The sequence below is a fragment of the Brucella ciceri genome, from assembly GCF_041930145.1.
Lineage (GTDB): Bacteria > Pseudomonadota > Alphaproteobacteria > Rhizobiales > Rhizobiaceae > Brucella > Brucella intermedia.
In genome coordinates this window covers 109891-129274 of the sequence record NZ_JBHEEV010000004.1, presented here as the reverse complement: position 1 = coordinate 129274, position 19384 = coordinate 109891, and the positions used below count along the sequence as shown (strand labels likewise).

Sequence of the window (19384 nt, the reverse complement as noted above, 5' to 3'; positions counted from 1 at the left end):
ATCAAACGTCAAATTCAATCCACTCGAACACTCATCCAACTGATTTTATCCGTCAATTTCCGCTGACAGGGTTGAATCCCGGGAGCCGATCCGTAACATGGCGCCAACCCGCTTCGGCCAAGTGCGTGGCAATCCTGCCCGCCTCCCCTGGCCGACGGTTCCGGAAAATGATGAGCGACAAACAGCTTCAAGGCGGTTTCAAATCAGGTGCGAAACGGTTTTTCGCCGGAAACTGCGGTCAACGTCGCAATCAAGAACATTTTCGCCGCTATGGTACTTGAATGGCGAAATCTTTGGTGTTTGCTAAAGCTGGAACCGGAAAAACAATCAATCCGTAAAAACGGCCCGGTAAATGGAGAGAACAATGAAGTCCGTATCGACCCTTATGCTTACGCTTGCCTTGGGTGGGCTTGCCACGGGAACGGCAATGCTGAGCGCGCCTGCAAACGCCGTCGCCGCCGAACCCGAAAGCTGCTCGACCGTCCGCTTCTCGGATGTCGGCTGGACCGACATCACCTCCACGACGGCGGTGGCGACGGAAATCCTCAAAGGTCTCGGCTACAAGACCGACATCAAGGTTCTCTCCGTGCCGGTGACCTATGCGTCGCTGAGCAAGAAGGACATCGACGTCTTCCTCGGCTACTGGAACCCGTCCATGAGCGCCGACCTCCAGCCCTATCTGGACGACAAGACCGTCGAGACGCTGCGCACCAATCTGACGGGCGCGAAATACACCCTCGCCGTGCCGAAATACGCCTATGACGAAGGCCTCAAGGACTTCAAGGACATTGCAAAGTTCAAGGACAAGCTGGGCGGCAAGATCTACGGCATCGAACCGGGCAATGACGGCAACCGCCTGATCCTCGACATGATCAACAAGGACGCCTTTGGTCTCAAATCCTTCGAACTGGCGGAATCCTCCGAGCAGGGAATGCTGGCGCAGGTCGCGCGCAGCATCAAGAGCAAGGACCCGGTCGTGTTCCTGGCATGGGAACCGCATCCCATGAACAAGCGTTTCGAAATCGCCTACCTCACTGGCGGCGACGATTTCTTCGGCCCCAATCTCGGCGGCGCCAAGGTCGAAACCAATGTGCGCACCGGCTACACGCAGGAATGCCCGAACGTCGGCAAGTTCCTCACCAATCTGGAATTCAAGCTCGATATCGAAAACGAGATCATGGGCAAGATTCTCGATGACGGCCAGGAACCGTCGAAAGCCGCACAGGACTGGCTCAAGGCCAATCCCGGCGTTCTCGACCAGTGGCTCGCAGGCGTGACGACCGTCGACGGCAAGGAAGGCCTGCCGGCCGTCAAGGCGGCGCTCGGCCTTTGATTCTCCTATGCCGCCGGGCTGCGACAAACGCGGCCCGGCACATTCCAGCACCTTCATCACAAGCACGCAGCAGGAGACTTGATCGTTGAACTGGCTGACGGACTACAAGATTCCTGTCGGACCAACCGCCAAATCTGTGGTGGACTGGCTGACGACCCATCTGGGGCTTTTCTTCGACACTTTGGCGGCGGTCATGCAGGGCCTGATTGACGGCTTGTTGTATCTCTTGCAACTGCCGCATCCACTGCTGCTGATCGCCATCTTCGCAATCATTGCCTGGCTGATCCAGCGTCGTATCTCAGTCGTCCTGCTCACCGTTCTGGGTTTCCTCTTCATCATCAATCAGGGATACTGGGAACCGACCCTCAAGACACTGACGCTCGTCCTGTCATCGTGTTTTGTCTGCATGGCGATCGGCGTGCCGCTCGGCATTGCTGCGGCCCATCGTCCGGCACTTTACGCCGCGATGCGTCCGGTTCTCGACCTGATGCAGACCTTGCCGACATTCGTCTACCTGATCCCGGCGATTGTTTTCTTCGGCATCGGCATGGTGCCGGGCCTGCTTGCCACCGTCATCTTCGTGATCCCCGCCCCCATCCGCCTGACGCAGCTCGGCATTTCCTCCACACCGTCCTCGCTCATCGAGGCGGGTGAAGCCTTTGGCGCGTCACGCTCGCAACTTCTCTGGAAGGTCGAACTGCCCTATGCGATGCCGCAAATCCTCGCGGGCCTGACCCAGACGATCATGCTTTCGCTTTCGATGGTGGTCATCGCCGCGCTTGTCGGCGCCGACGGCCTCGGCGTGCCGGTGGTGCGCGGGCTGAACTCCGTCAACATTTCTCTCGGCTTCGAAGCAGGTTTTATCATCGTCGTGGTTGCAATCATACTTGATCGCATCTTCCGCGCTGGGAACGAGAAATAGGAACAAGCGGATGACCATCATCGCACTCGAAGACGTCTGCATCATTTTCGGCAGCAATGTCGGCGACGCGCTGGCGCTGGCGGATCGCGGCGCAACCCGCTCGCAGATCCAGGCGGAAACCAATCTCGTCCTGGGCGTCCACAATTGCACGCTCAACATCGAGGAAGGCGAAATCCTCGTTCTCATGGGACTGTCCGGCTCGGGCAAATCGACCCTTCTTCGTGCAATCAACCGGCTTAATCCGATTTCGCGCGGCCGCGTTCTCGTGCGTGAAGGCGACCGCGCCATCGATGTCGGCAAGGCTGACCGGGCGACACTCCGCCATCTGCGCACCGAGCTCGTTTCCATGGTGTTCCAGCAGTTCGGCCTGCTGCCATGGCGCACGGTCGAGGAAAACGTCGCCTTCGGACTGGAAATTTCCGGGATGGGCAAGGACGAGCGCCTCGCCAAGGCCCGCGACCAGCTCGAACTCGTCGGCTTGCAGGACTGGGCCAAGCGCAAGGTCGGGGAGCTTTCCGGCGGCATGCAGCAGCGCGTCGGACTTGCCCGCGCCTTTGCGACCGGCGCACCGATCCTGCTGATGGACGAGCCTTTCTCGGCCCTCGATCCGCTGATCCGCACGCGGTTGCAGGACGAATTGCTGGCTTTCCAGTCGCGCCTGAAAAAGACCATCGTCTTCGTCAGCCACGATCTCGATGAAGCCATGAAGATCGGCAATCGCATCGCCATCATGGAAGGCGGGCGTATCGTCCAGTGCGGCACGCCGCAGGAAATTCTTCTGCAGCCCGCCGATGCATATGTCGCCGACTTCGTTGCGCATATGAACCCGCTCGGCGTGCTTCGCGCCGGAGACATCATGGTGCCTTTCGATCGCAATGCGGCACCGCGTCCTTTTGCGGCTACCGCACGGCGCGAAACGCTGGTGCGCGAACTGATGAATGCCGTGGCGGACAGCAGCGGCGATGTCGGCATCGTCGAGAATGGCGCTGTGGTCGGCAAGATTGCGGCAGACGACATTGTGCGTGCGCTGGCCTGGCATCAGCAGCGCGGAACCTCTTCGTGAACAAAAAAGCCGCACATTCTCATGTGCGGCTTTCGAATTTCAGGCTGCGCAGGATGCGCGTCAGCTATGGGCGGCCTGTCTTGCAGCAGCGCGCGCTTCCACGCGTGCCTTGATGGCATCCACATCCGCACGCGGCGTCGCGGCGAAGAGCTTCTTCGTATAATCGTGCTGCGGATTGTTGAACACGTCGTCGCGCGAGCCGTATTCAACCACCTCACCGAAATACATCACCATCACCTCATCGGCGATATAGCGCACGACCGAAAGGTCATGGCTGATGAAGACATAGGTAAGGCCGAACTCTTCCTGCAGATCGGCCAGCAGGTTGAGGACCTGGGCCTGCACCGAAAGGTCGAGTGCGGAAACCGGCTCATCCAGAATGAGCAGCTTCGGGTTAAGCATCAGCGCGCGCGCAATGGCGATACGCTGGCGCTGGCCGCCGGAGAACATATGCGGATAGCGGTTGAAGTGCTCGCGACCGAGGCCGACCTTCAACAGCATCTGCATGGCCTTGGAACGGCGCTCTTCCGCAGACATATTGGTGTTCAGCAACAGCGGTTCCGCCAGAACGTCGCCGATCTTCTGGCGCGGATTGAGCGAACCGTAGGGGTTCTGGAACACGATCTGCACCTTCTGGCGCATTTCGGGCGTCAGGCCATCGCGAGCGATGTTCACATCCTTGCCGCCGATCTTCAGTTCGCCGGAGGTCTGTGGATCGATCATGGTGAGAATGCGGGCCAGCGTGGACTTGCCGCAACCCGATTCACCGACGATCGCCAGCGTCTTGCCCTTCTCGACCTTGAAGCTCACGCCCTTGACGGCATGAACCACTTTTGGCTTGCCGAACAGCCCGCCGCCGACATGATAATCGCGCTTGATATCGCGCGCCTCGAGAACAATCTCGCTCATCACGCTTCTCCCGCACCATTATTTTCAAAGACGAAATCGGACACCGTCGGAAGACGGTCGCCCGTCGCATTCTCCGGCAGGGCCGACAGCAGCGCACGGGTATATGGATGCTTGGGCGCGGAGAACAGCGACAGCACGTCGGCATCCTCCATCTTGTGGCCCTTGTACTGCACGATCACGCGGTCCGCCGTTTCGGCAACCACACCCATGTCGTGGGTGATCATGATCAGACCCATGCCGTGCTCCACCTGAAGCCGCATCAGCAGATCGAGAATCTGCTTCTGGATCGTCACGTCGAGAGCCGTCGTCGGTTCGTCTGCGATGAGGAGCTTGGGATTGCACGCAATCGCAATCGCGATCATGACGCGCTGGCACTGGCCGCCCGACATCTGATGCGGGAAGCTTTTCAGGCGTTCCGCCGCATCGCGAATGCCGACGAGTTCCAGAAGCTCAATGGCGCGGGCACGGCTTGCCGAGCCGTTCATGCCCATATGCTGCTTCAGCACTTCCTCAAGCTGATACCCGACCGTGAAGCAGGGATTGAGGCTTGCGACCGGTTCCTGGAAAATCATCGAAATGTCGCGGCCGATGATCTTCCGGCGTTCCTTGTCGGACATCGCCTGCAAGTCCTGACCGTCGAAGGTCATGACATCTGCGGTAACGGTCGCTGACTTGGGCAGGAGGCCCATGACGGCGAGCATTCCGACAGACTTGCCCGAACCGGATTCGCCGACAATCGCCAGCACTTCGCCCTTGTCCACCGTAATGTCGATCCCGTCGACCGCCTTGAAGGGACCGGTCGAGGTGTCAAAAGAAACCGATAGATTCTTGATTTCTAACAGCGCCATCGGTCAGCTCCTCTTGAGCTTCGGGTCGAGCGCATCGCGCAGACCGTCGCCGATCAGATTGATGGCGAGAACAGTAATCAGGATCGCAAGGCCGGGGAACGTGACGATCCACCAGGCGCTCGTGATAAACTCACGTGCGGATGCAAGCATCGTGCCCCATTCGGGTGTGGGCGGCTGCGCGCCCATGCCCAGAAAGCCCAAAGCTGCAACATCGAGAATGGCGTTGGAGAACGACATCGTTGCCTGCACCACGAGCGGGGCAAGACAGTTCGGCAAAATGGTCTTGAACATCAGGCGCAGCTTGCTTGCACCGGCAAGCTTGGCCGCGGTCACATATTCGCGTTCCTTTTCCGCCATCACGGCAGCGCGGGTGAGACGCGAGAAGTGCGGCAGCAGGACCAGCGTGATCGCCAGAACGGCATTGATCAGGCCGGGCCCAAGGATCGCCACCAGAACCAGCGCCAGCAGCAGCGACGGGAATGCGAGGATAACGTCCATGATGCGCATGAACACCGTATCGACACCGCCACCAAAATAGCCGGTGATAAGGCCAATCGTTATGCCGAGGCACATTGAAATGATGACGATGACGAAGCCGACAAGCAGCGAATATTGCGCACCGTAGATCAGGCGGGAAAGAATGTCCCGCCCAACTTCGTCAGTACCGAGAAGAAACTGCGTCGTGCCACCATCTTCCCAGAACGGCGGAGTCTTTAGGAATTCACGGAACTGATCCGTAGGTCCATGCGGCGCAATAAGCGGAGCAAGGATTGCGACCAAAATGATCGCGAGAAATACGAAAAGACCGATCACAGCGCCGCGATTGACGCTGAAATAGAACCAGAAATCCCTCAACGCGCGCATCTTGCCAACGTCGTTCACGGCTTCCGGCTGAATAGCTGAGTGTGTCATGATACCCTCACTTGTGCCGGATACGCGGATTGATGAGGCCGTACAGCAGATCGACGACCAAATTCACCAGCATGATGATGAATGCGATCAGCAGCAATCCGCTCTGCACGACCGGATAGTCGCGACGGAAAATGGAATCGAGCATCCATTTGCCGATACCGGGCCATGAGAAGATCGTCTCCGTGAGGATCGCACCGGCCATCAGGACGCCGACCTGAAGGCCGATCGTCGTGATAACGGGTATCATCGCATTGCGAAGCGCATGCAGACCGACGACGCGACGAACCGGAAGGCCCTTGGCACGCGCGGTACGCACATAATCTTCACCCAGGACTTCCAGCATCGCAGAGCGCGTCTGGCGGGCGATTACGGCGAGCGGAATGGTCGCAAGCACGATGGTCGGCAGGATGAGATGCGAGACCGCGGAGGCGAAAGCGCCCTTCTGGTCTGACATCAGGCTGTCGATCAGCATGAAACCGGTGACGGGCGGGAAGAAATAGAGCAGCGAGATGCGGCCGGAGACCGGCGTCCATTGCAGCACGCCTGAGAACAGGATGATGAGCAGAAGCGCCCACCAGAAGATCGGCATCGAATAACCGACCAGCGAAATGCCCATCAGGCCCTGATCGAACCATGAGCCGCGCTTGACAGCCGCGATGACGCCGGCAGGGATGCCGAGGAGAATAGCCACGATGATCGCGCAGATGGACAACTCGACAGTTGCAGGAAACAGCGCGAAGAATTCGACGAGAACAGGCTTTTTGGTCACCAGGGACTGACCGAAATCGCCGTGCAGCAGGTTCCAGACATAGTCGAGATATTGCTGCCAGATCGGGCGGTCGAAGCCCAGTTGCGCCATCAGTTCGGCATGGCGCTCGGGGCTTACGCCGCGTTCGCCGGCCATCAACAGCACGGGATCGCCCGGAAGAACCCGGACGAAGGCAAAAGCCACGATTGTGATGCCTATGAAGGTCGGAACCAGATAGACGAGTTTGTTCAATATGAAGCGGAACATACAAAAACTCCGACCGGGTGCAGGGGATCACCCTACACCCGGCCGCTCGTGTTGTCAGATTTTACTCGGAGATATCAACGTCTTCGAAGCGATAGTCGCCGAGCGGGCTCTGCTTGAAGCCCGTGACCTTGGCCGACATCGGCACGAAGACCGTCGAGTGAGCAATGGTGTTCCAAGGAGCCTGTTCCTTGAAGATCACCTGTGCGTCTTCGTAAAGCTTGGTGCGCTCTTCCTGGCTGGTCGAGACCTTGGCCTTCTGGATCAGGTCTTCGAACGGCTTGTAGCACCACTGGGCGCGGTTGTTGGAACCGACGCCGGCGCAGCCGAGAAGCGTGCCGAGGAAGTTGTCCGGATCGCCATTGTCACCGGTCCAGCCGAGGATCACGGCGCCGTCACGGTCCTTGTCGGACGACTTCTTGAGGTATTCGCCCCATTCCATCGAAACGATTTCGGCGTTGACACCAACCTTGGCCAGATCGGACTGCATGAGTTCGGCGGTACGGCGGGCATTCGGCATGTAAGGACGGCTGACAGGCATCGCCCACAGCTTCATCTTCAGATCCTTCACGCCAGCGGCTTCAAGAGCCTTCTTGGCGGCTTCCGGATCGTACTTGTCGTCCTCGACCTTGTCGTTATAGCCCCACATCGTCGGCGGGATCGGGTTCTTGGCAACCTGGCCCTGACCCTGGAACACGGCATCGACGATGGCCTGCTTGTTGACGGCCTGATTCAGTGCCTTGCGGACTTCCGGTTTGTCATAAGGCGCCTTCAGCGTGTTGTACGCGAAGTAGGCCACGTTGAGGCCTGCCTGTTCGTCAACCTTGAGGTTGGAATCGGCCTGGAGGCCCTTGATGTCTGCCGGAGCAGGATAGGACATCAGGTGGCATTCGCCAGCCTTGAGCTTCTGCGCGCGAACAGCCGGATCGGTCGTGATCGCGAAGACGAGATCGTCGATCTTCGGCTTGCCGCCCCAATAGTTTTCGTTGGCCTTGAAGCGGACGACGGCGTCCTTCTGGTAGGCGACGAACTGGAACGGGCCGGTGCCGACCGGAACCTGGTTCAGGTCGTCCTTCTTGCCATCAGCGGCGAGCTTGTCCGTGTATTCCTTCGAAATGATCGAAGCGAAAGGCATCGAGATATTTGCGAGGAACGGCGCTTCCGGACGGTTCAGCACAAACTTGACGGTGTAATCGTCAACCTTGACGATGTCCTTGATCAGCGCACCCATTTCCATGCTGTCGAAATATTCGTAGGTGATGCCAGCGGTGTACTGGTGCCAAGGATTGTCCTTGTTGCGCATGCGATCATAGGAGAAGATCACGTCGTCGGCGTTGAAATCACGGGTCGGCGTGAAATAGTCGTTCGAATGGAACTTGACGCCCTTGCGCAGGTGGAAGGTGTATTCCAGACCGTCGTCGGTAACGTCCCAGCTTTCTGCGAGACCGGGCACGACTTTCGTCGTTCCGTTTTCGAATTCGGCAAGGCGGTTGTAAACCGGATGGGCCGAGGCGTCGAACGTATCGCCGCCGGTATAGGCAGCCGGATCAAAACCTTCAGGCGAAGCCGGCGAGCAATACACAAAGGTTTTCGCCGATGCAGCACCGCTCATCAGAGCCACCAGCGCGGTTGCTGCCAGGAGTTTTTGGTAGAATTTCATTATTGTCCGCCTCCACGGAAAAGCATGCCGCGCGCACCCCATTGCCCGCAGCTTGCGCTTATCGAAACGTGTGGATCGTCACTTTGCAAGCGCAATTTTTAGAACCACTTCATATTCTCAACCGATTATGGGACCAATCGTTAGATTTTTATTCTATGAAATGGTGCGATTTCGGAAAATTGCGCTAAAGCACACTGAATTATAATATTATTCGCACGCATTTTGCATGGGGTAATGCAAGCTGCGCATCACCGACTCGAGGTGCCAGATCCATAAATAGATCAACTGAAAGCGTGTCCCGCATCAGCCCTGTCAGGCCACCGCCGAATTGACTGGCGCTTTGGGAAGAGGCGTCGTATTAAGTGGACAATAAAAGTCATATTTGAGTCCTGCAGACCATGCCCGAAGCCAATCCTATCCGTCCGACCACGCCCGAAGCCATCCAGCTTGCCAAGTCGTTGCTGCGCACGTCGCGCTACGGTGCAATTGCCGTTTTTGACGCGGCGACCGGCAGGCCGCTGGCAAGCCGCGTTGCCGTTGCGACAGACGTGGATGGCACACCGCTCATTCTGGTCTCCGGACTGGCCGCGCATACGCCGGGCCTGCTGGCAAACCCTGCCTGCTCGCTTCTGCTCGGCGAGGTCGGCAAGGGAGACCCCCTCGCCCATGCCCGCGTCACCCTCCACTGCCAGGCGCGAAAGGTTGAGAAAACCGACGCCGACTATCCGCGCATCCGCAGGCGCTATCTCAATCATAATCCGAAGGGTTCGCTCTATGTGGATCTTGGAGATTTCGCCTTCTTCCGCCTCGAACTGGAAAGCGCCAGCCTTAACGGCGGTTTCGGCAAGGCATTCAATCTGACGCGGGACGATTTGCTATGCGCAGCTTCCGTCAGCGCCAACTTTGCCGAAGGCGAACAGAAGGCGCTTGACAATCTGAATGAAAATTACGCGTTGGAAATCGCACATATTGCGCGCGGGCTTTCGAAATCAGACGCGCTTCGGGAACAGTTCAAAATTGTGGGTATCGACCCCGATGGTGCCGATATTACCAGTGGCGATCTGGTTCTTCGTCACGTATTTTCGGCGCAGCCCGATTCTCTGGGGGAAGCTGTTACAACACTGACAAAACGGTAAAATAAAGCCCCCTGAAACAAAACCGCATTTTTTTTGGGACGAAATTGCACGTCTTTATACTGGATTGAATATAAGCAAGGGCTTTTCAAAAGCAGCTTATAGCACTATTTTGAATATGCATGCTTATGGAAATTCGCATGTATATTTTTAACTTTGTCCAGTCTTACGGGGGTATGACGGCAAATGAGCAACCAAGATACTTTCTTTGATTTGATTGAAAATGTAGACCAGGCCGCCGATTTCCTTTCGGCACTTGCTAACAATAAGCGATTACTAATTTTGTGTAAGTTGCTTCATAACGAAATGTCCGTCGGTGCGCTTGCCAAGGCGATTGACCTTAGCCAATCCGCTTTGTCTCAGCACCTGGCAAAACTACGAGCTCTTGATCTCGTTTCAACCCGGCGCGACGCGCAGACCATCTACTACATGGTCTCTTCGCCGCATATCGAGTTGATGTTGTCGACACTCTCGAGTCTGTATATGAGTCCAACACCGCGCAGACATAATCTGGCGGCGGTCGCTCACGCATAACATCATGAGGTCACAGCCGTGCGATGAAAGAAAGTTCTCATTCGCACGGCTGCGTCCATCCTTGCGTCCATCCAATTGACGATCCGGACGACATACGCCTTTCCCCTTATCGCAGCATTCGCGAGAAAGACCTCGTGGGGCGCCAGCAGCGTTTCATCGCTGAAGGCAAGGTGGTTCTGAACGTCCTGTTTTCCTCTTCCGCACGATTCGAAACGGAATCGCTGCTCGTTCTGGAAAACCGGCTCGCAGGTCTCGGAGAACAACTAGGCCAACTCCCACCCGATGTTCCCGTCTATTCCGTCCCGCAGGCTGTCATGGATGCAGTTGCGGGATTTCACGTTCATCGCGGCATTCTCGCTGTCGGCCGTCGCAAACCACAGCCCGGTCTGGAAGCGATGCTCGGAGCCCTCCCCGCCAGATCGCTCGTCGTGGTATTGTGCGGCATTTCCAATCACGACAATGTCGGCTCGATTTTTCGCAATGCCGCAGCCTTCGAGGCAGACTGCGTGCTGATGGATGAAACCTGCTGCGACCCGCTTTATCGCAAGGCCATCCGTGTATCGGTCGGCGCGACGCTGAAAGTCCCCTATTTCCACGGCGGCAACATTGATGAAATCATCGCCACGCTCGGCGATGCCAACTTCAATCTGCTGGCGCTCAGCCCGTCATCAACGCTCAGCATCTATGATGCGGCGAAGCAAGACCGTCACGCACTCCTGCTCGGGACCGAAGGGGAAGGATTGCCACCAAGGTTACTTGAGAAGCTTCAGACGGCGCGGATTCCCATGTCCACAGCGTTCGACAGCCTGAATGTCGCAACCGCATCGGGCATTGCCCTCTCGCGGTTCAGCAAATTTACTTGAGCGGCTTCCGAGTAATTCCTGTTTTGATTGGATCACCGGAAATTGCCCTGGCCGGTTCGCGCTTCGGGGCGACATGCTCCAGGGCGCTTCCGATTAAAAGGCAAACAGCGGAACCGCTCTAACTATTCGTATTGCCGCATTATCCCACGCATCGAAGCGGGATAAGAAATCAGTCCAGTGAACTGATTTCCCCGCGTAGACGCTTCGCAATTTTGCTGGAAATGCTCTCAACAAAAAACCTCCGGCTTCGAACCGGAGGTTTTTGATGCAGCAGGAAAGTACTATCAGGCTGCCGAGGCGCTTGCCGTATTGGCAACAAGACGGCGCAGCATTTCTTCCGCCTGCGGTTCACGCTCCGAACGGCCAATAAAGCCGCCGCCGAAGACGCGCGCCGTATTGCTTTCGTCCGAATAGAGCACGCAGGCCTGTCCAGGAGCGATGCCGCTTTCGCCATCGACCAGTTCAACCCAGGTCTGGCCATCGGCATGACGCAGCACGGCGGGGCGCGGCGGGCGCGTCGAGCGGACCTTGGCGAACACTTCCATTCCACCTTCAGGCAGATCGCCAATCGGCGCATCGCCCAGCCAGTTGATGTCGCGCAGGAAAACTTTATGCGTTTCCAGCGCTTCACGCGGACCGACGATAACCCGCGCATTGGCGGCATCGAGATGAACGACATAGAGCGGCTCGCCCGTGGCGACGCCGATACCGCGCCGCTGGCCGACCGTGTAATGCACGATGCCATCATGGCGGCCGAGCGTGCGCCCATCGATATGGACAATATCGCCCGGATTGGCCGCTTCCGGCTTCAATTTGGAGATAATGTCGGAATATTTGCCCTGCGGCACGAAGCAGATGTCCTGGCTGTCCTGCTTCTTGGCCACAGTCAGGCCCATTTCCTCAGCAATTTCGCGCACCTGCGCCTTTGGCAGATGACCGAGCGGGAACCGCAGATAGTCGATCTGCTCCTGCGTGGTGGCAAAGAGGAAATAGCTCTGGTCGCGATCTGTATCGACCGGACGATAGAGCGCGCGATGCGCACCATTGGCGCGGCTACGGATATAGTGCCCTGTCGCCAGTGCATCGGCGCCGAGATCACGCGCGGTTTGCAGGAGATCGGCGAACTTCACCGTCTGATTGCATGAAACGCACGGAATGGGCGTTTCGCCGCTGACATAGGAATTCGCAAAAGGATCGATCACAGCCTCGCGGAAGCGTGCTTCGTAATCGAGGACATAATGCGGAATGCCGAGACTTTCCGAAACGCGGCGGGCATCTTCGATGTCCTGTCCCGCGCAGCAGGAACCGGCGCGATGAACGGCTGCGCCATGATCATAAAGCTGCAGCGTCACGCCAACGACATCGTAACCTTCACGTTTGAGAATCCCGGCCACAACAGATGAATCGACGCCGCCCGACATGGCGACGACAACGCGCGTGTCTTCCGGCTTTCCCGGCAGATCGAGGCTGTTCAGGCTCATGATTGATTCCAGCTTCCGGGCAATTGCCCTGCTTCTCAAAATTTAGGTTTCTGCGCCCTATATAGGCTAAACTGCGGCAATTTGCCAAGGGTCAGGGAACAATCATTGTCCGGATTGCGACAGGCAGCGGACACTTCACCGTGAAGTTTTCCCATCCTATGCCCCAAAAATGCCCGCAAAAGCGCCATAACGAGTATTTTTTCAAGTCTTACCAGAGAGTTACCAGCTGCTTAGGTAATTTTTAAAGCTGTCGCGTTAGTCTCCTACTCGATTAGGTCCTTGAGTGTTGTGTAGAGAGTACAATGACCGATCTGGTAAGACCGCGTATAAAGTATGTTATCGGTCCTGATGGCAGCCCGCTGACCATCGCGGACCTCCCCCCCGCCAATACAAGGCGCTGGGTCATTCGCCGCAAGGCTGAAGTCGTCGCCGCGGTGCGGGGCGGACTTCTGAGCCTTGAGGAGGCATGCCAGCGTTATACATTGACGGTGGAGGAATTCCTTTCCTGGCAATCCTCAATCGATGAGCATGGTCTCGCCGGCCTCAGGACCACCAGAATTCAACAATATCGTCACTAAAACCGCCCCTCGAAACCGGGACCGGTTTTGGAAGGGCGAGGATCGGGCCTCCGGCGGAACAAGTCTTCCGTGAAAGGGGCATTGATCGACAAATCGAAAACCGGCCCTCGTGGCCGGTTTTTATTTGCACATTCCGTTCCTATGTTGTGAACTTGGCGCGTTGATCCAGACACACAATGTTCAGGAGGATGGCATGAGTGGGACGATCGAGATTCGCAAGGAAGACAGTTCCGACGGCGGGCGCTATGCGGCTGTTCTCGACGGCAGTGAAGCCGAAATGACCTATACGAAGCTTGGCCCCTCGCTGATATCCATCGACCATACTTTCGTACCGGACACGATGCGCGGCAAAGGCGTCGCGCAGGCGCTTGCCAAGAACGCTGTTCTGGACGCCCGGCGAAGCGGGTGGAAGATCATCCCGCGTTGCAGCTTCATGCATGCGCAGGCGATGCGCCATCCCGATTGGTCGGATGTTCTGGGCAAGGAATAGTCGCTGAACGATGGCCTATTGCAGGTCGCGGATGCGGCGCGCCAGGCTCTTGGGGCCGGCCTTCCTGCCTTTTCCTGCATCCGCCTTTTCGGCTGCCTCGAGAATTGAATGGATCGGCGAGCCCGGTCCTTCCTTTTCGGCGGTCGCCGCTACCATCCGGGCGGCAAGTGCAGCCATTTCTTCGCGAAGGGCTGCATTCTCGCGCTCGATTTCCGCCAAATCGGGACTGTCGTCCACGCCAGCTTTCCGGCGGCTGTAGCGCTCGATTTTTTCCTGTGCATCGGAAAGCTCGGAAATCAGCTTCTCAAGTTTCTGCTGCAACTCGCTGTTGCGCCGCTTCTCGCTTTTCAGCTCGGTCTGCGCCGAGGTCAACTGGGTGGAAACTTCGTTGTAACGGGCTGCGGCTTCCTTGCGATCTCGACGCATTTCGGTCATCTCGTTTGTCAGACGGCTGTATTCCGTCTCGCTTCCACTTATCTCGATACGCAATGTATCGGCCAATCCCTCAAGCGCGGCGTAATGGCTTTGCATCCGTTCCAGTTCAGCCTGGAGGATTTGCGCCTTTTCCAGCGCTGTATCCCGCGCGCTACCGGCTTCTTTCGCCATCCGCTCGTGTTCGGCCAGCTGCTTCTCGATATCAGCCTGACTTGCCTCAAGCAACGGAATGCGTTTCAGCTCTTCATATTGCCGGGCGAGCAACACCTTCTGCTCGGCATTCTTCTGGCGTTCGAGCTTCAGCAATTGTTCCTGCCTGCTGACCGCAACGGCATATTCTGCGCGCAGCCCGTCACGGTCGGCGCGAATCTCGGCGAGTGTGATCGGCAGTTCCGCCTGGACCTGCCGCCGCGCCAGAAAGAAGGCACGCCGCCAGACCGAAGGGCCAAGCAGCACCACGACGAAAACCGTCACAAGAACGCCGAATATGAAAAAGAGAGCGGACTGGATCACGGTTTCACATGGGCCCGAGCGGTTTCAGACAAGCATTTACTATTCATAGTGCGCAGCCGACCGTCTTTCCAGCCAGCAAAACAATCACCGGCTGAAAAGGCACTCATTGGCAACCAGGCCCTAGAACGGGTTCCAGGTGGGAGCACCAGACAGCTTCAGGTAACCGATATTCACACCCAGCCTCGCGCCCACGCCGGTGCGGATCGGCACAAGCATGATGTTCTCGCGCTTGAGGACGTTGAAGCCGACACCGGCAACGACATAGGCAGAACCTGCGACACCGGCGTAACGACCGTAAAGGTTCTGGATGTCGTCGAGGTTATAGACGAGCATCATCACGCGAGAACCCTGCCCGCCGAAATCCCAGCCAAGCGAGGGGCCCTGCCAGAACGTCTTATGGTCGCCCGCATTCTTGGTATAGAGCGTGCCTTCGCCATAGGTCAGGCCGCCGATGAAGGCCCCGGAACCTTCCTCACCAAGAATATAGCCGTTGGGCAGACCAAAACTCTGGAACGCCTTCTCGACCGCGCTTGCGATTCCACCCGAAGCCGACCCGAAGAACCTGTGACCAGATTCGACGATTTCCTCGGCAGTGTATGTGTTCTGTGCCCTGGCCTGATTTGGCAGGGCGATGAAAGAAACAAACAGCGCCGCAAAAAACGCAACGAAGCACGCCGCATTGCGGAACCTGATTTGCGACAGGGATTGTGTGGCCATGTAAAATTCCTTTTGGCTCTCCGCTCCTCTGTCTGACGGCCCTGTTAAAAAGCCAGACCACGTCTCTTACGGACATTTTGGTCGAATCGCGCCTATTTTAGACCCGAATTTATTGTGCAAACCTTTAAGCACTGAAATTGACTTTACGAAGGCAGGGAATTTCTCCCATGGTGTGAAGCTGTGGGGGTAGCCCGACGGATCAAAAAGAGAGCTTTGTTGCGGCGGTCCGGTGGCGCGTGTATCCAGTTAAATCGATATTCAGGGCGATTCGCCCATCTTCATGCAGCCGCGCAAACACTGGCTTTGCGGGCTGTCTCGTTAACCGATAACGATCCTGTTATCCGACCCGCTCGGAGGCCGGGATCAATCCGCGTTCCGGAGAAAACGCCATGCCAATGCCCGTTACCCTTTCCGCACTCGACCTCGGTGCGCTTCTGTGCAGCAGGATCTGTCATGACATCATTTCGCCGGTCGGCGCGATCAACAATGGTCTGGAACTGCTGGAAGAAGGCGGAGCCGACGAAGACGCAATGGCGCTCATCAAGTCGAGCGCCCGCAACGCCTCTGCCCGGCTTCAGTTTGCCCGCATCGCTTTCGGCGCGGCAGGCTCGGCTGGCGTACAGATCGACACCGGCGACGCGCAGAACGTTGCCACAGAATACTTCAAGAATGAAAAGCCGGAATTCACCTGGGAAGGCACCCGCGTCCTTCTGCCCAAGAACAAGGTCAAGCTGCTCCTCAACATGCTGCTGATCGGCAACGCAGCCATTCCACGCGGCGGTTCGCTTGCCGTGCGGCTTGAAGGCGGCGATACCGAGCCGCGCTTCGTTATCACCGTGAAGGGCCGCATGCTGCGCGTTCCGCCCAAATTCCTTGAGCTTCATTCCGGCGCCGCTCCGGAAGAGCCAATCGACGCCCATTCCGTCCAGCCTTACTATACCCTTCTGCTGGCCGAAGAGGCCGGCATGAAGATTTCAATCCACGCAACCGCGGAAGACATCGTATTTTCTGCTGAATAAGCGTTTGCGAGCGCGGGACCAGCCCGCGCTCGCACTGGCAAACCATCATAAAACCCTCTATCAGACAAACATGCATTTCCGATGAGGATTTGCCTCGAATGTCGTCGAAGGCGCGGCGATCATCACATATCTGTAAGGGGGGTCTGAATGGCGAATGAACCAATGGCAGCTTATTGCCTGCTGGTGGATGACTCATCGGTCATTCGCAAGGTCGCCCGCCGCATCCTTTCCGAAACCATAGCCGAATTTGCTGAAGCCTCGACCGGCCGGGAAGCGCTCGAAACCTGTTTTTCGCGCATGCCCGACGTCATGCTGCTCGACTACGACCTGCCGGACATGACGGCATTGGAAGTCGTGACCGAACTGCGCGCCATGCCGGGCGGCGACAAGCTGCGGATTATCCTCTGTCTTTATGAACTCGACGTCACCCGCATCATGCGGGCGAAGCGCGCAGGCGCCAACGGCTATATTCTCAAGCCATTCGACCGCGCCTATCTCACTGAACAGTTTGCAGGCGTTCTGTCCGCCTGAAAGCCGGGGCAAACGGTCACTCCAAAAAGCAAAAGCTCCGCCGAAGCGGAGCTTTTTACATTTCGAAGCCTGTTGCCGATCAGGCGCTTTCGCGCATTTCCGCATCCGGCTCACGCAGCACATAACCGCGACCCCAGACCGTCTCGATGTAGCTCTGGCTACCGGAAACAGCATCGAGCTTCTTGCGCAGCTTGCAGATGAAGACGTCGATAATCTTCAGTTCCGGCTCGTCCATGCCACCATAAAGATGGTTGAGGAACATTTCCTTGGTGAGCGTCGTGCCCTTGCGGAGCGAAAGAAGCTCCAGCATCTGGTATTCCTTGCCGGTCAGGTGAACGCGCTGGCCGGCGACTTCCACCGTCTTCGCATCCAGATTGACCACGAGGTCGCCCGTCGTGATGACCGACTGCGCATGCCCCTTCGAACGGCGCACGATCGCATGAATACGTGCGATCAGTTCGTCCTTGTGGAACGGCTTGGTCATGTAGTCGTCGGCACCGAAGCCCAGACCGCGAACCTTGTCCTCGATGCCGGCCATGCCGGAAAGGATAAGGATCGGCGTCTTCACCTTAGACAGACGCAAGGTGCGAAGAACTTCATAACCAGACATATCCGGCAGGTTCAGGTCCAGCAGGATGATGTCGTAATCATATAGCTTGCCGAGATCGATGCCTTCTTCGCCCAGATCGGTCGTGTAGACATTGAAACTCTCGGACTTGAGCATCAACTCGATGCTCTGTGCGATAGCACTGTCGTCTTCAATCAAAAGGACGCGCATCTCTTATCCCCTTTCCGCAGCCGACCCGATGTCCCTCACGGCAGCACACGGAACTATCGTTGCCTTTGCATGAAGGTGCCAGCAAATGGTTAACAAAATATGATTCTGCTTGGCAAGCATATTTCTGCCCTGTTTAGAAAATTCTCTTACGCGCCTGAATCATAAAGACATTCTCTTCCTCACGACTCTAAAGCATCGCATTAAGAATCTTCGCTAAGCGATTCATCTGACTCTAGCTTTCGCCTGTTGCCGAAAAACCACACGAGGTTTACCGAGCCTTAAGTCCTAACGCGTATGATTAACTTCGCCGGTAAAGGAATGGTTACCAAACGAGCGAATTCTTAACTTTTTGTTTCGCTTGTTGAGCCATTTCGGAAGAACGGCTGCGATGATTTCCCCTTCAGGGGCTTGAATTCGCAAGGAGATTCGGGTGCAGGCCGGGTGCGTTTTGCTCGTTCACACCTGTTAATAAAGTCGGGGGGAACGCCCCAACACATGAAAGCTGGTTGGTGTTCAAGGAGTATTGCGTATGAAGCCACGTGAAAGCCTAGTCAGGCTGAAACTGTTCCAGGTGAAGGAAAAACGCCGTCAACTGGGCCAGCTAGACCTGATGATCGGCGAGTTCGAACGGATGGCCGGAGAACTCGACGCCCAGATTCTATCGGAAGAGAAAAAAGCTGGCATCACTGACATTAATCATTTCGCTTATCCGACCTTCGCCAAGGCGGCTCGCCAGCGGCGCGATAACCTCTTCGTATCGATTCGCGACCTGATGTCCCAGAAGGAAGCGGCCGAAGCCGAATTGTCGGCGGCGGAAACCGAACTGACGAAAGCCGAAGCGCTTGAAGAACGCGACGGCGGCAAGGCTCCGAGGGAAGTGATCGAGCGCCCGGTCAACCAGCGCCGCGCCATGATCGGTTGATCGACGTTTCGTTTCTCAACCTTGCCCAACGATGAAAAACACCGCCTCGCAGGCGGTGTTTTCGTGTTCCCCCGATCAAACCGGCCTCCGGTCAATTCAGCTTGCACGCTTGATGCGCAGCTGGAAACAGTTGTTGCGCGCAGATCGGACGTCGACGAAACTGATTTCCGGGCGACCCAGCAGGTCGGCGGCATAATCTGCCAGATCATCGCGCTCGACGACTTTCCCTGTTCCGTATTTGATGCGGTGGCTTTCGGTATAGCCTTTCAGCAGATAATCCTTACTCGATTTCAAAATGGGCGGAACACCTTCTCCAGCCCAGGCCTCGCAGGGGTCGGCACACAAAAAGACCGGCCCGGTTTCAGCATAGGGCTGAACATCGGGAAAAGGGCGATAGGCGAGAATGAGCATGCTCGCCCCCTTCGGTACGAAGTCAAGGCAATGGCGACAGGGGTTGCCGTCTCCGTCGGAAACCGTTCGCTCCGGCGCACAGCCATAAGCATCCTTGCCACCGGCTTGCAAAGCACGCACCTCGTCGCTCGGCATTGGAAGATATTTTAGTTTCATCACCCTTCTTCTCCATTGACTGGCAATTGGCGTGAACGCCCCATGGACAGGGCCGCCCATGCTTCACGCCCCGTCTCTCACACTGCCGATGGAGAAGCTGACGAACCATCCGTTTCTTCCGATCAAATATGACAATTGCCAAAATCTTTTGCGGTTGGCTGGAA

21 protein-coding genes are annotated in these 19384 nt (G+C 57.1%); 11 read left to right on the top strand and 10 right to left on the bottom strand.

The annotated features are described in order from the left end of the window. Positions 1-364 precede the first annotated feature (364 nt). The 3 genes from JNC63_RS09375 (at position 365) to choV (ending at position 3318) form a co-directional block, all read left to right on the top strand. Positions 365-1333 carry a choline ABC transporter substrate-binding protein gene (locus JNC63_RS09375; protein WP_006472714.1) on the top strand — a complete coding sequence of 323 codons (969 nt, stop codon included), beginning with the start codon at positions 365-367 and terminating at the stop codon, positions 1331-1333. A gap of 85 nt (positions 1334-1418) precedes the next feature. Then, positions 1419-2255, top strand: coding sequence for a choline ABC transporter permease subunit (gene choW, locus JNC63_RS09370; RefSeq protein WP_063620708.1), 837 nt, complete (start codon positions 1419-1421; stop codon positions 2253-2255). A gap of 10 nt (positions 2256-2265) precedes the next feature. After that, positions 2266-3318, top strand: coding sequence for a choline ABC transporter ATP-binding protein (choV, locus tag JNC63_RS09365; protein ID WP_063882108.1), 1053 nt, complete (start codon positions 2266-2268; stop codon positions 3316-3318). A 60-nt stretch (positions 3319-3378) separates the two neighbouring features. Here choV and JNC63_RS09360 read toward each other — a convergent pair whose 3' ends face one another. From JNC63_RS09360 to JNC63_RS09340, 5 genes are all read right to left on the bottom strand, one after another. Further along, positions 3379-4227 carry a dipeptide ABC transporter ATP-binding protein gene (locus tag JNC63_RS09360; protein WP_006472712.1) on the bottom strand — a complete coding sequence of 283 codons (849 nt, stop codon included), beginning with the start codon at positions 4225-4227 and terminating at the stop codon, positions 3379-3381. Further along, the gene (locus JNC63_RS09355) at positions 4227-5075 is read right to left on the bottom strand and encodes an ABC transporter ATP-binding protein (RefSeq protein ID WP_006467375.1); all 849 of its coding nucleotides are present in this window, start codon (positions 5073-5075) and stop codon (positions 4227-4229) included. The genes JNC63_RS09360 and JNC63_RS09355 overlap by 1 nt, the downstream gene beginning before the upstream one ends. Positions 5076-5078: 3 nt before the next feature. Beyond that, positions 5079-5987, bottom strand: coding sequence for an ABC transporter permease subunit (locus JNC63_RS09350; RefSeq protein WP_006467376.1), 909 nt, complete (start codon positions 5985-5987; stop codon positions 5079-5081). 7 nt (positions 5988-5994) lie between these two features. Beyond that, on the bottom strand, positions 5995-7002 hold the full coding sequence (locus JNC63_RS09345; RefSeq protein ID WP_006467377.1) for an ABC transporter permease subunit: 1008 nt from the start codon (positions 7000-7002) through the stop codon (positions 5995-5997). Positions 7003-7063: 61 nt separating this feature from the next. Continuing rightward, positions 7064-8659 carry an ABC transporter substrate-binding protein gene (locus JNC63_RS09340; protein WP_006472623.1) on the bottom strand — a complete coding sequence of 532 codons (1596 nt, stop codon included), beginning with the start codon at positions 8657-8659 and terminating at the stop codon, positions 7064-7066. Positions 8660-9057: 398 nt separating this feature from the next. Between JNC63_RS09340 and JNC63_RS09335 the strand changes: the two genes are divergently transcribed. The 3 genes from JNC63_RS09335 (at position 9058) to JNC63_RS09325 (ending at position 11189) form a co-directional block, all read left to right on the top strand. Next, positions 9058-9795: a HugZ family pyridoxamine 5'-phosphate oxidase gene (locus tag JNC63_RS09335; protein WP_063620705.1), complete on the top strand. Its 738-nt coding sequence runs from the start codon at positions 9058-9060 to the stop codon at positions 9793-9795. Between the two features lie 183 nt (positions 9796-9978). Continuing rightward, a complete protein-coding gene (locus JNC63_RS09330) occupies positions 9979-10326 on the top strand; it encodes an ArsR/SmtB family transcription factor (protein WP_006467382.1) in 348 nt (115 codons plus the stop codon). 23 nt (positions 10327-10349) lie between these two features. Further along, on the top strand, positions 10350-11189 hold the full coding sequence (locus JNC63_RS09325; RefSeq protein ID WP_063620703.1) for a TrmH family RNA methyltransferase: 840 nt from the start codon (positions 10350-10352) through the stop codon (positions 11187-11189). Positions 11190-11473: 284 nt separating this feature from the next. Here the strand turns inward: JNC63_RS09325 and mnmA are convergent, their stop codons facing one another. Continuing rightward, complete coding sequence (gene mnmA, locus JNC63_RS09320) at positions 11474-12670, bottom strand: tRNA 2-thiouridine(34) synthase MnmA (RefSeq protein WP_025090540.1); 1197 nt, start codon at positions 12668-12670, stop codon at positions 11474-11476. A gap of 302 nt (positions 12671-12972) precedes the next feature. On the opposite strand from mnmA, the gene sciP reads away from it, so the two are divergent. Both sciP and JNC63_RS09310 read left to right on the top strand, forming a co-directional pair. Next, complete coding sequence (sciP, locus tag JNC63_RS09315) at positions 12973-13248, top strand: CtrA inhibitor SciP (protein ID WP_002964694.1); 276 nt, start codon at positions 12973-12975, stop codon at positions 13246-13248. A gap of 193 nt (positions 13249-13441) precedes the next feature. After that, positions 13442-13738: a GNAT family N-acetyltransferase gene (locus tag JNC63_RS09310; protein WP_006472625.1), complete on the top strand. Its 297-nt coding sequence runs from the start codon at positions 13442-13444 to the stop codon at positions 13736-13738. 15 nt (positions 13739-13753) lie between these two features. On the opposite strand, the gene JNC63_RS09305 is transcribed toward JNC63_RS09310, so the two are convergent. Both JNC63_RS09305 and JNC63_RS09300 read right to left on the bottom strand, forming a co-directional pair. Continuing rightward, on the bottom strand, positions 13754-14662 hold the full coding sequence (locus tag JNC63_RS09305) for a coiled-coil domain-containing protein (protein ID WP_170873267.1): 909 nt from the start codon (positions 14660-14662) through the stop codon (positions 13754-13756). 144 nt (positions 14663-14806) lie between these two features. Beyond that, complete coding sequence (locus JNC63_RS09300; RefSeq protein WP_006467392.1) at positions 14807-15403, bottom strand: DUF1134 domain-containing protein; 597 nt, start codon at positions 15401-15403, stop codon at positions 14807-14809. Between the two features lie 389 nt (positions 15404-15792). Between JNC63_RS09300 and chpT the strand changes: the two genes are divergently transcribed. Together chpT and JNC63_RS09290 are read left to right on the top strand one after the other, a co-directional pair. After that, positions 15793-16422, top strand: a complete 630-nt coding sequence (gene chpT, locus JNC63_RS09295; protein ID WP_006467394.1) for a histidine phosphotransferase ChpT — start codon at positions 15793-15795, stop codon at positions 16420-16422. A gap of 147 nt (positions 16423-16569) precedes the next feature. Beyond that, positions 16570-16953, top strand: a complete 384-nt coding sequence (locus JNC63_RS09290; RefSeq protein ID WP_031346816.1) for a response regulator — start codon at positions 16570-16572, stop codon at positions 16951-16953. A 79-nt stretch (positions 16954-17032) separates the two neighbouring features. Here the strand turns inward: JNC63_RS09290 and ctrA are convergent, their stop codons facing one another. Beyond that, positions 17033-17731 (bottom strand): response regulator transcription factor CtrA, encoded by a 699-nt coding sequence (gene ctrA / locus JNC63_RS09285; RefSeq protein ID WP_006467396.1) that lies wholly within the window; start codon positions 17729-17731, stop codon positions 17033-17035. Between the two features lie 529 nt (positions 17732-18260). On the opposite strand from ctrA, the gene JNC63_RS09280 reads away from it, so the two are divergent. Beyond that, positions 18261-18653, top strand: a complete 393-nt coding sequence (locus JNC63_RS09280; protein ID WP_006472627.1) for a hypothetical protein — start codon at positions 18261-18263, stop codon at positions 18651-18653. A 96-nt stretch (positions 18654-18749) separates the two neighbouring features. Here JNC63_RS09280 and JNC63_RS09275 read toward each other — a convergent pair whose 3' ends face one another. Then, a complete protein-coding gene (locus JNC63_RS09275) occupies positions 18750-19280 on the bottom strand; it encodes a DUF1203 domain-containing protein (RefSeq protein ID WP_312352141.1) in 531 nt (176 codons plus the stop codon). Between the last annotated feature and the right edge of the window lie 104 nt (positions 19281-19384).

What these genes read in the sequence shown, in the direction of transcription:
- JNC63_RS09275 (WP_312352141.1), bottom strand. Translation starts at nt 19,280, where the DNA reads ATGGGCGGCCCTGTCCATGGGGCGTTCACGCCAATTGCCAGTCAATGG.
- JNC63_RS09325 (WP_063620703.1), top strand. Translation starts at nt 10,350, where the DNA reads ATGAAAGAAAGTTCTCATTCGCACGGCTGCGTCCATCCTTGCGTCCAT.
- mnmA (WP_025090540.1), bottom strand. Translation starts at nt 12,670, where the DNA reads ATGAGCCTGAACAGCCTCGATCTGCCGGGAAAGCCGGAAGACACGCGC.
- JNC63_RS09290 (WP_031346816.1), top strand. Translation starts at nt 16,570, where the DNA reads ATGGCGAATGAACCAATGGCAGCTTATTGCCTGCTGGTGGATGACTCA.
- JNC63_RS09355 (WP_006467375.1), bottom strand. Translation starts at nt 5,075, where the DNA reads ATGGCGCTGTTAGAAATCAAGAATCTATCGGTTTCTTTTGACACCTCG.
- JNC63_RS09335 (WP_063620705.1), top strand. Translation starts at nt 9,058, where the DNA reads ATGCCCGAAGCCAATCCTATCCGTCCGACCACGCCCGAAGCCATCCAG.
- JNC63_RS09300 (WP_006467392.1), bottom strand. Translation starts at nt 15,403, where the DNA reads ATGGCCACACAATCCCTGTCGCAAATCAGGTTCCGCAATGCGGCGTGC.
- JNC63_RS09310 (WP_006472625.1), top strand. Translation starts at nt 13,442, where the DNA reads ATGAGTGGGACGATCGAGATTCGCAAGGAAGACAGTTCCGACGGCGGG.
- JNC63_RS09350 (WP_006467376.1), bottom strand. Translation starts at nt 5,987, where the DNA reads ATGACACACTCAGCTATTCAGCCGGAAGCCGTGAACGACGTTGGCAAG.
- JNC63_RS09280 (WP_006472627.1), top strand. Translation starts at nt 18,261, where the DNA reads ATGAAGCCACGTGAAAGCCTAGTCAGGCTGAAACTGTTCCAGGTGAAG.
- chpT (WP_006467394.1), top strand. Translation starts at nt 15,793, where the DNA reads ATGCCAATGCCCGTTACCCTTTCCGCACTCGACCTCGGTGCGCTTCTG.
- ctrA (WP_006467396.1), bottom strand. Translation starts at nt 17,731, where the DNA reads ATGCGCGTCCTTTTGATTGAAGACGACAGTGCTATCGCACAGAGCATC.
- JNC63_RS09345 (WP_006467377.1), bottom strand. Translation starts at nt 7,002, where the DNA reads ATGTTCCGCTTCATATTGAACAAACTCGTCTATCTGGTTCCGACCTTC.
- JNC63_RS09360 (WP_006472712.1), bottom strand. Translation starts at nt 4,227, where the DNA reads ATGAGCGAGATTGTTCTCGAGGCGCGCGATATCAAGCGCGATTATCAT.
- JNC63_RS09375 (WP_006472714.1), top strand. Translation starts at nt 365, where the DNA reads ATGAAGTCCGTATCGACCCTTATGCTTACGCTTGCCTTGGGTGGGCTT.
- JNC63_RS09340 (WP_006472623.1), bottom strand. Translation starts at nt 8,659, where the DNA reads ATGAAATTCTACCAAAAACTCCTGGCAGCAACCGCGCTGGTGGCTCTG.
- sciP (WP_002964694.1), top strand. Translation starts at nt 12,973, where the DNA reads ATGACCGATCTGGTAAGACCGCGTATAAAGTATGTTATCGGTCCTGAT.
- JNC63_RS09330 (WP_006467382.1), top strand. Translation starts at nt 9,979, where the DNA reads ATGAGCAACCAAGATACTTTCTTTGATTTGATTGAAAATGTAGACCAG.
- choV (WP_063882108.1), top strand. Translation starts at nt 2,266, where the DNA reads ATGACCATCATCGCACTCGAAGACGTCTGCATCATTTTCGGCAGCAAT.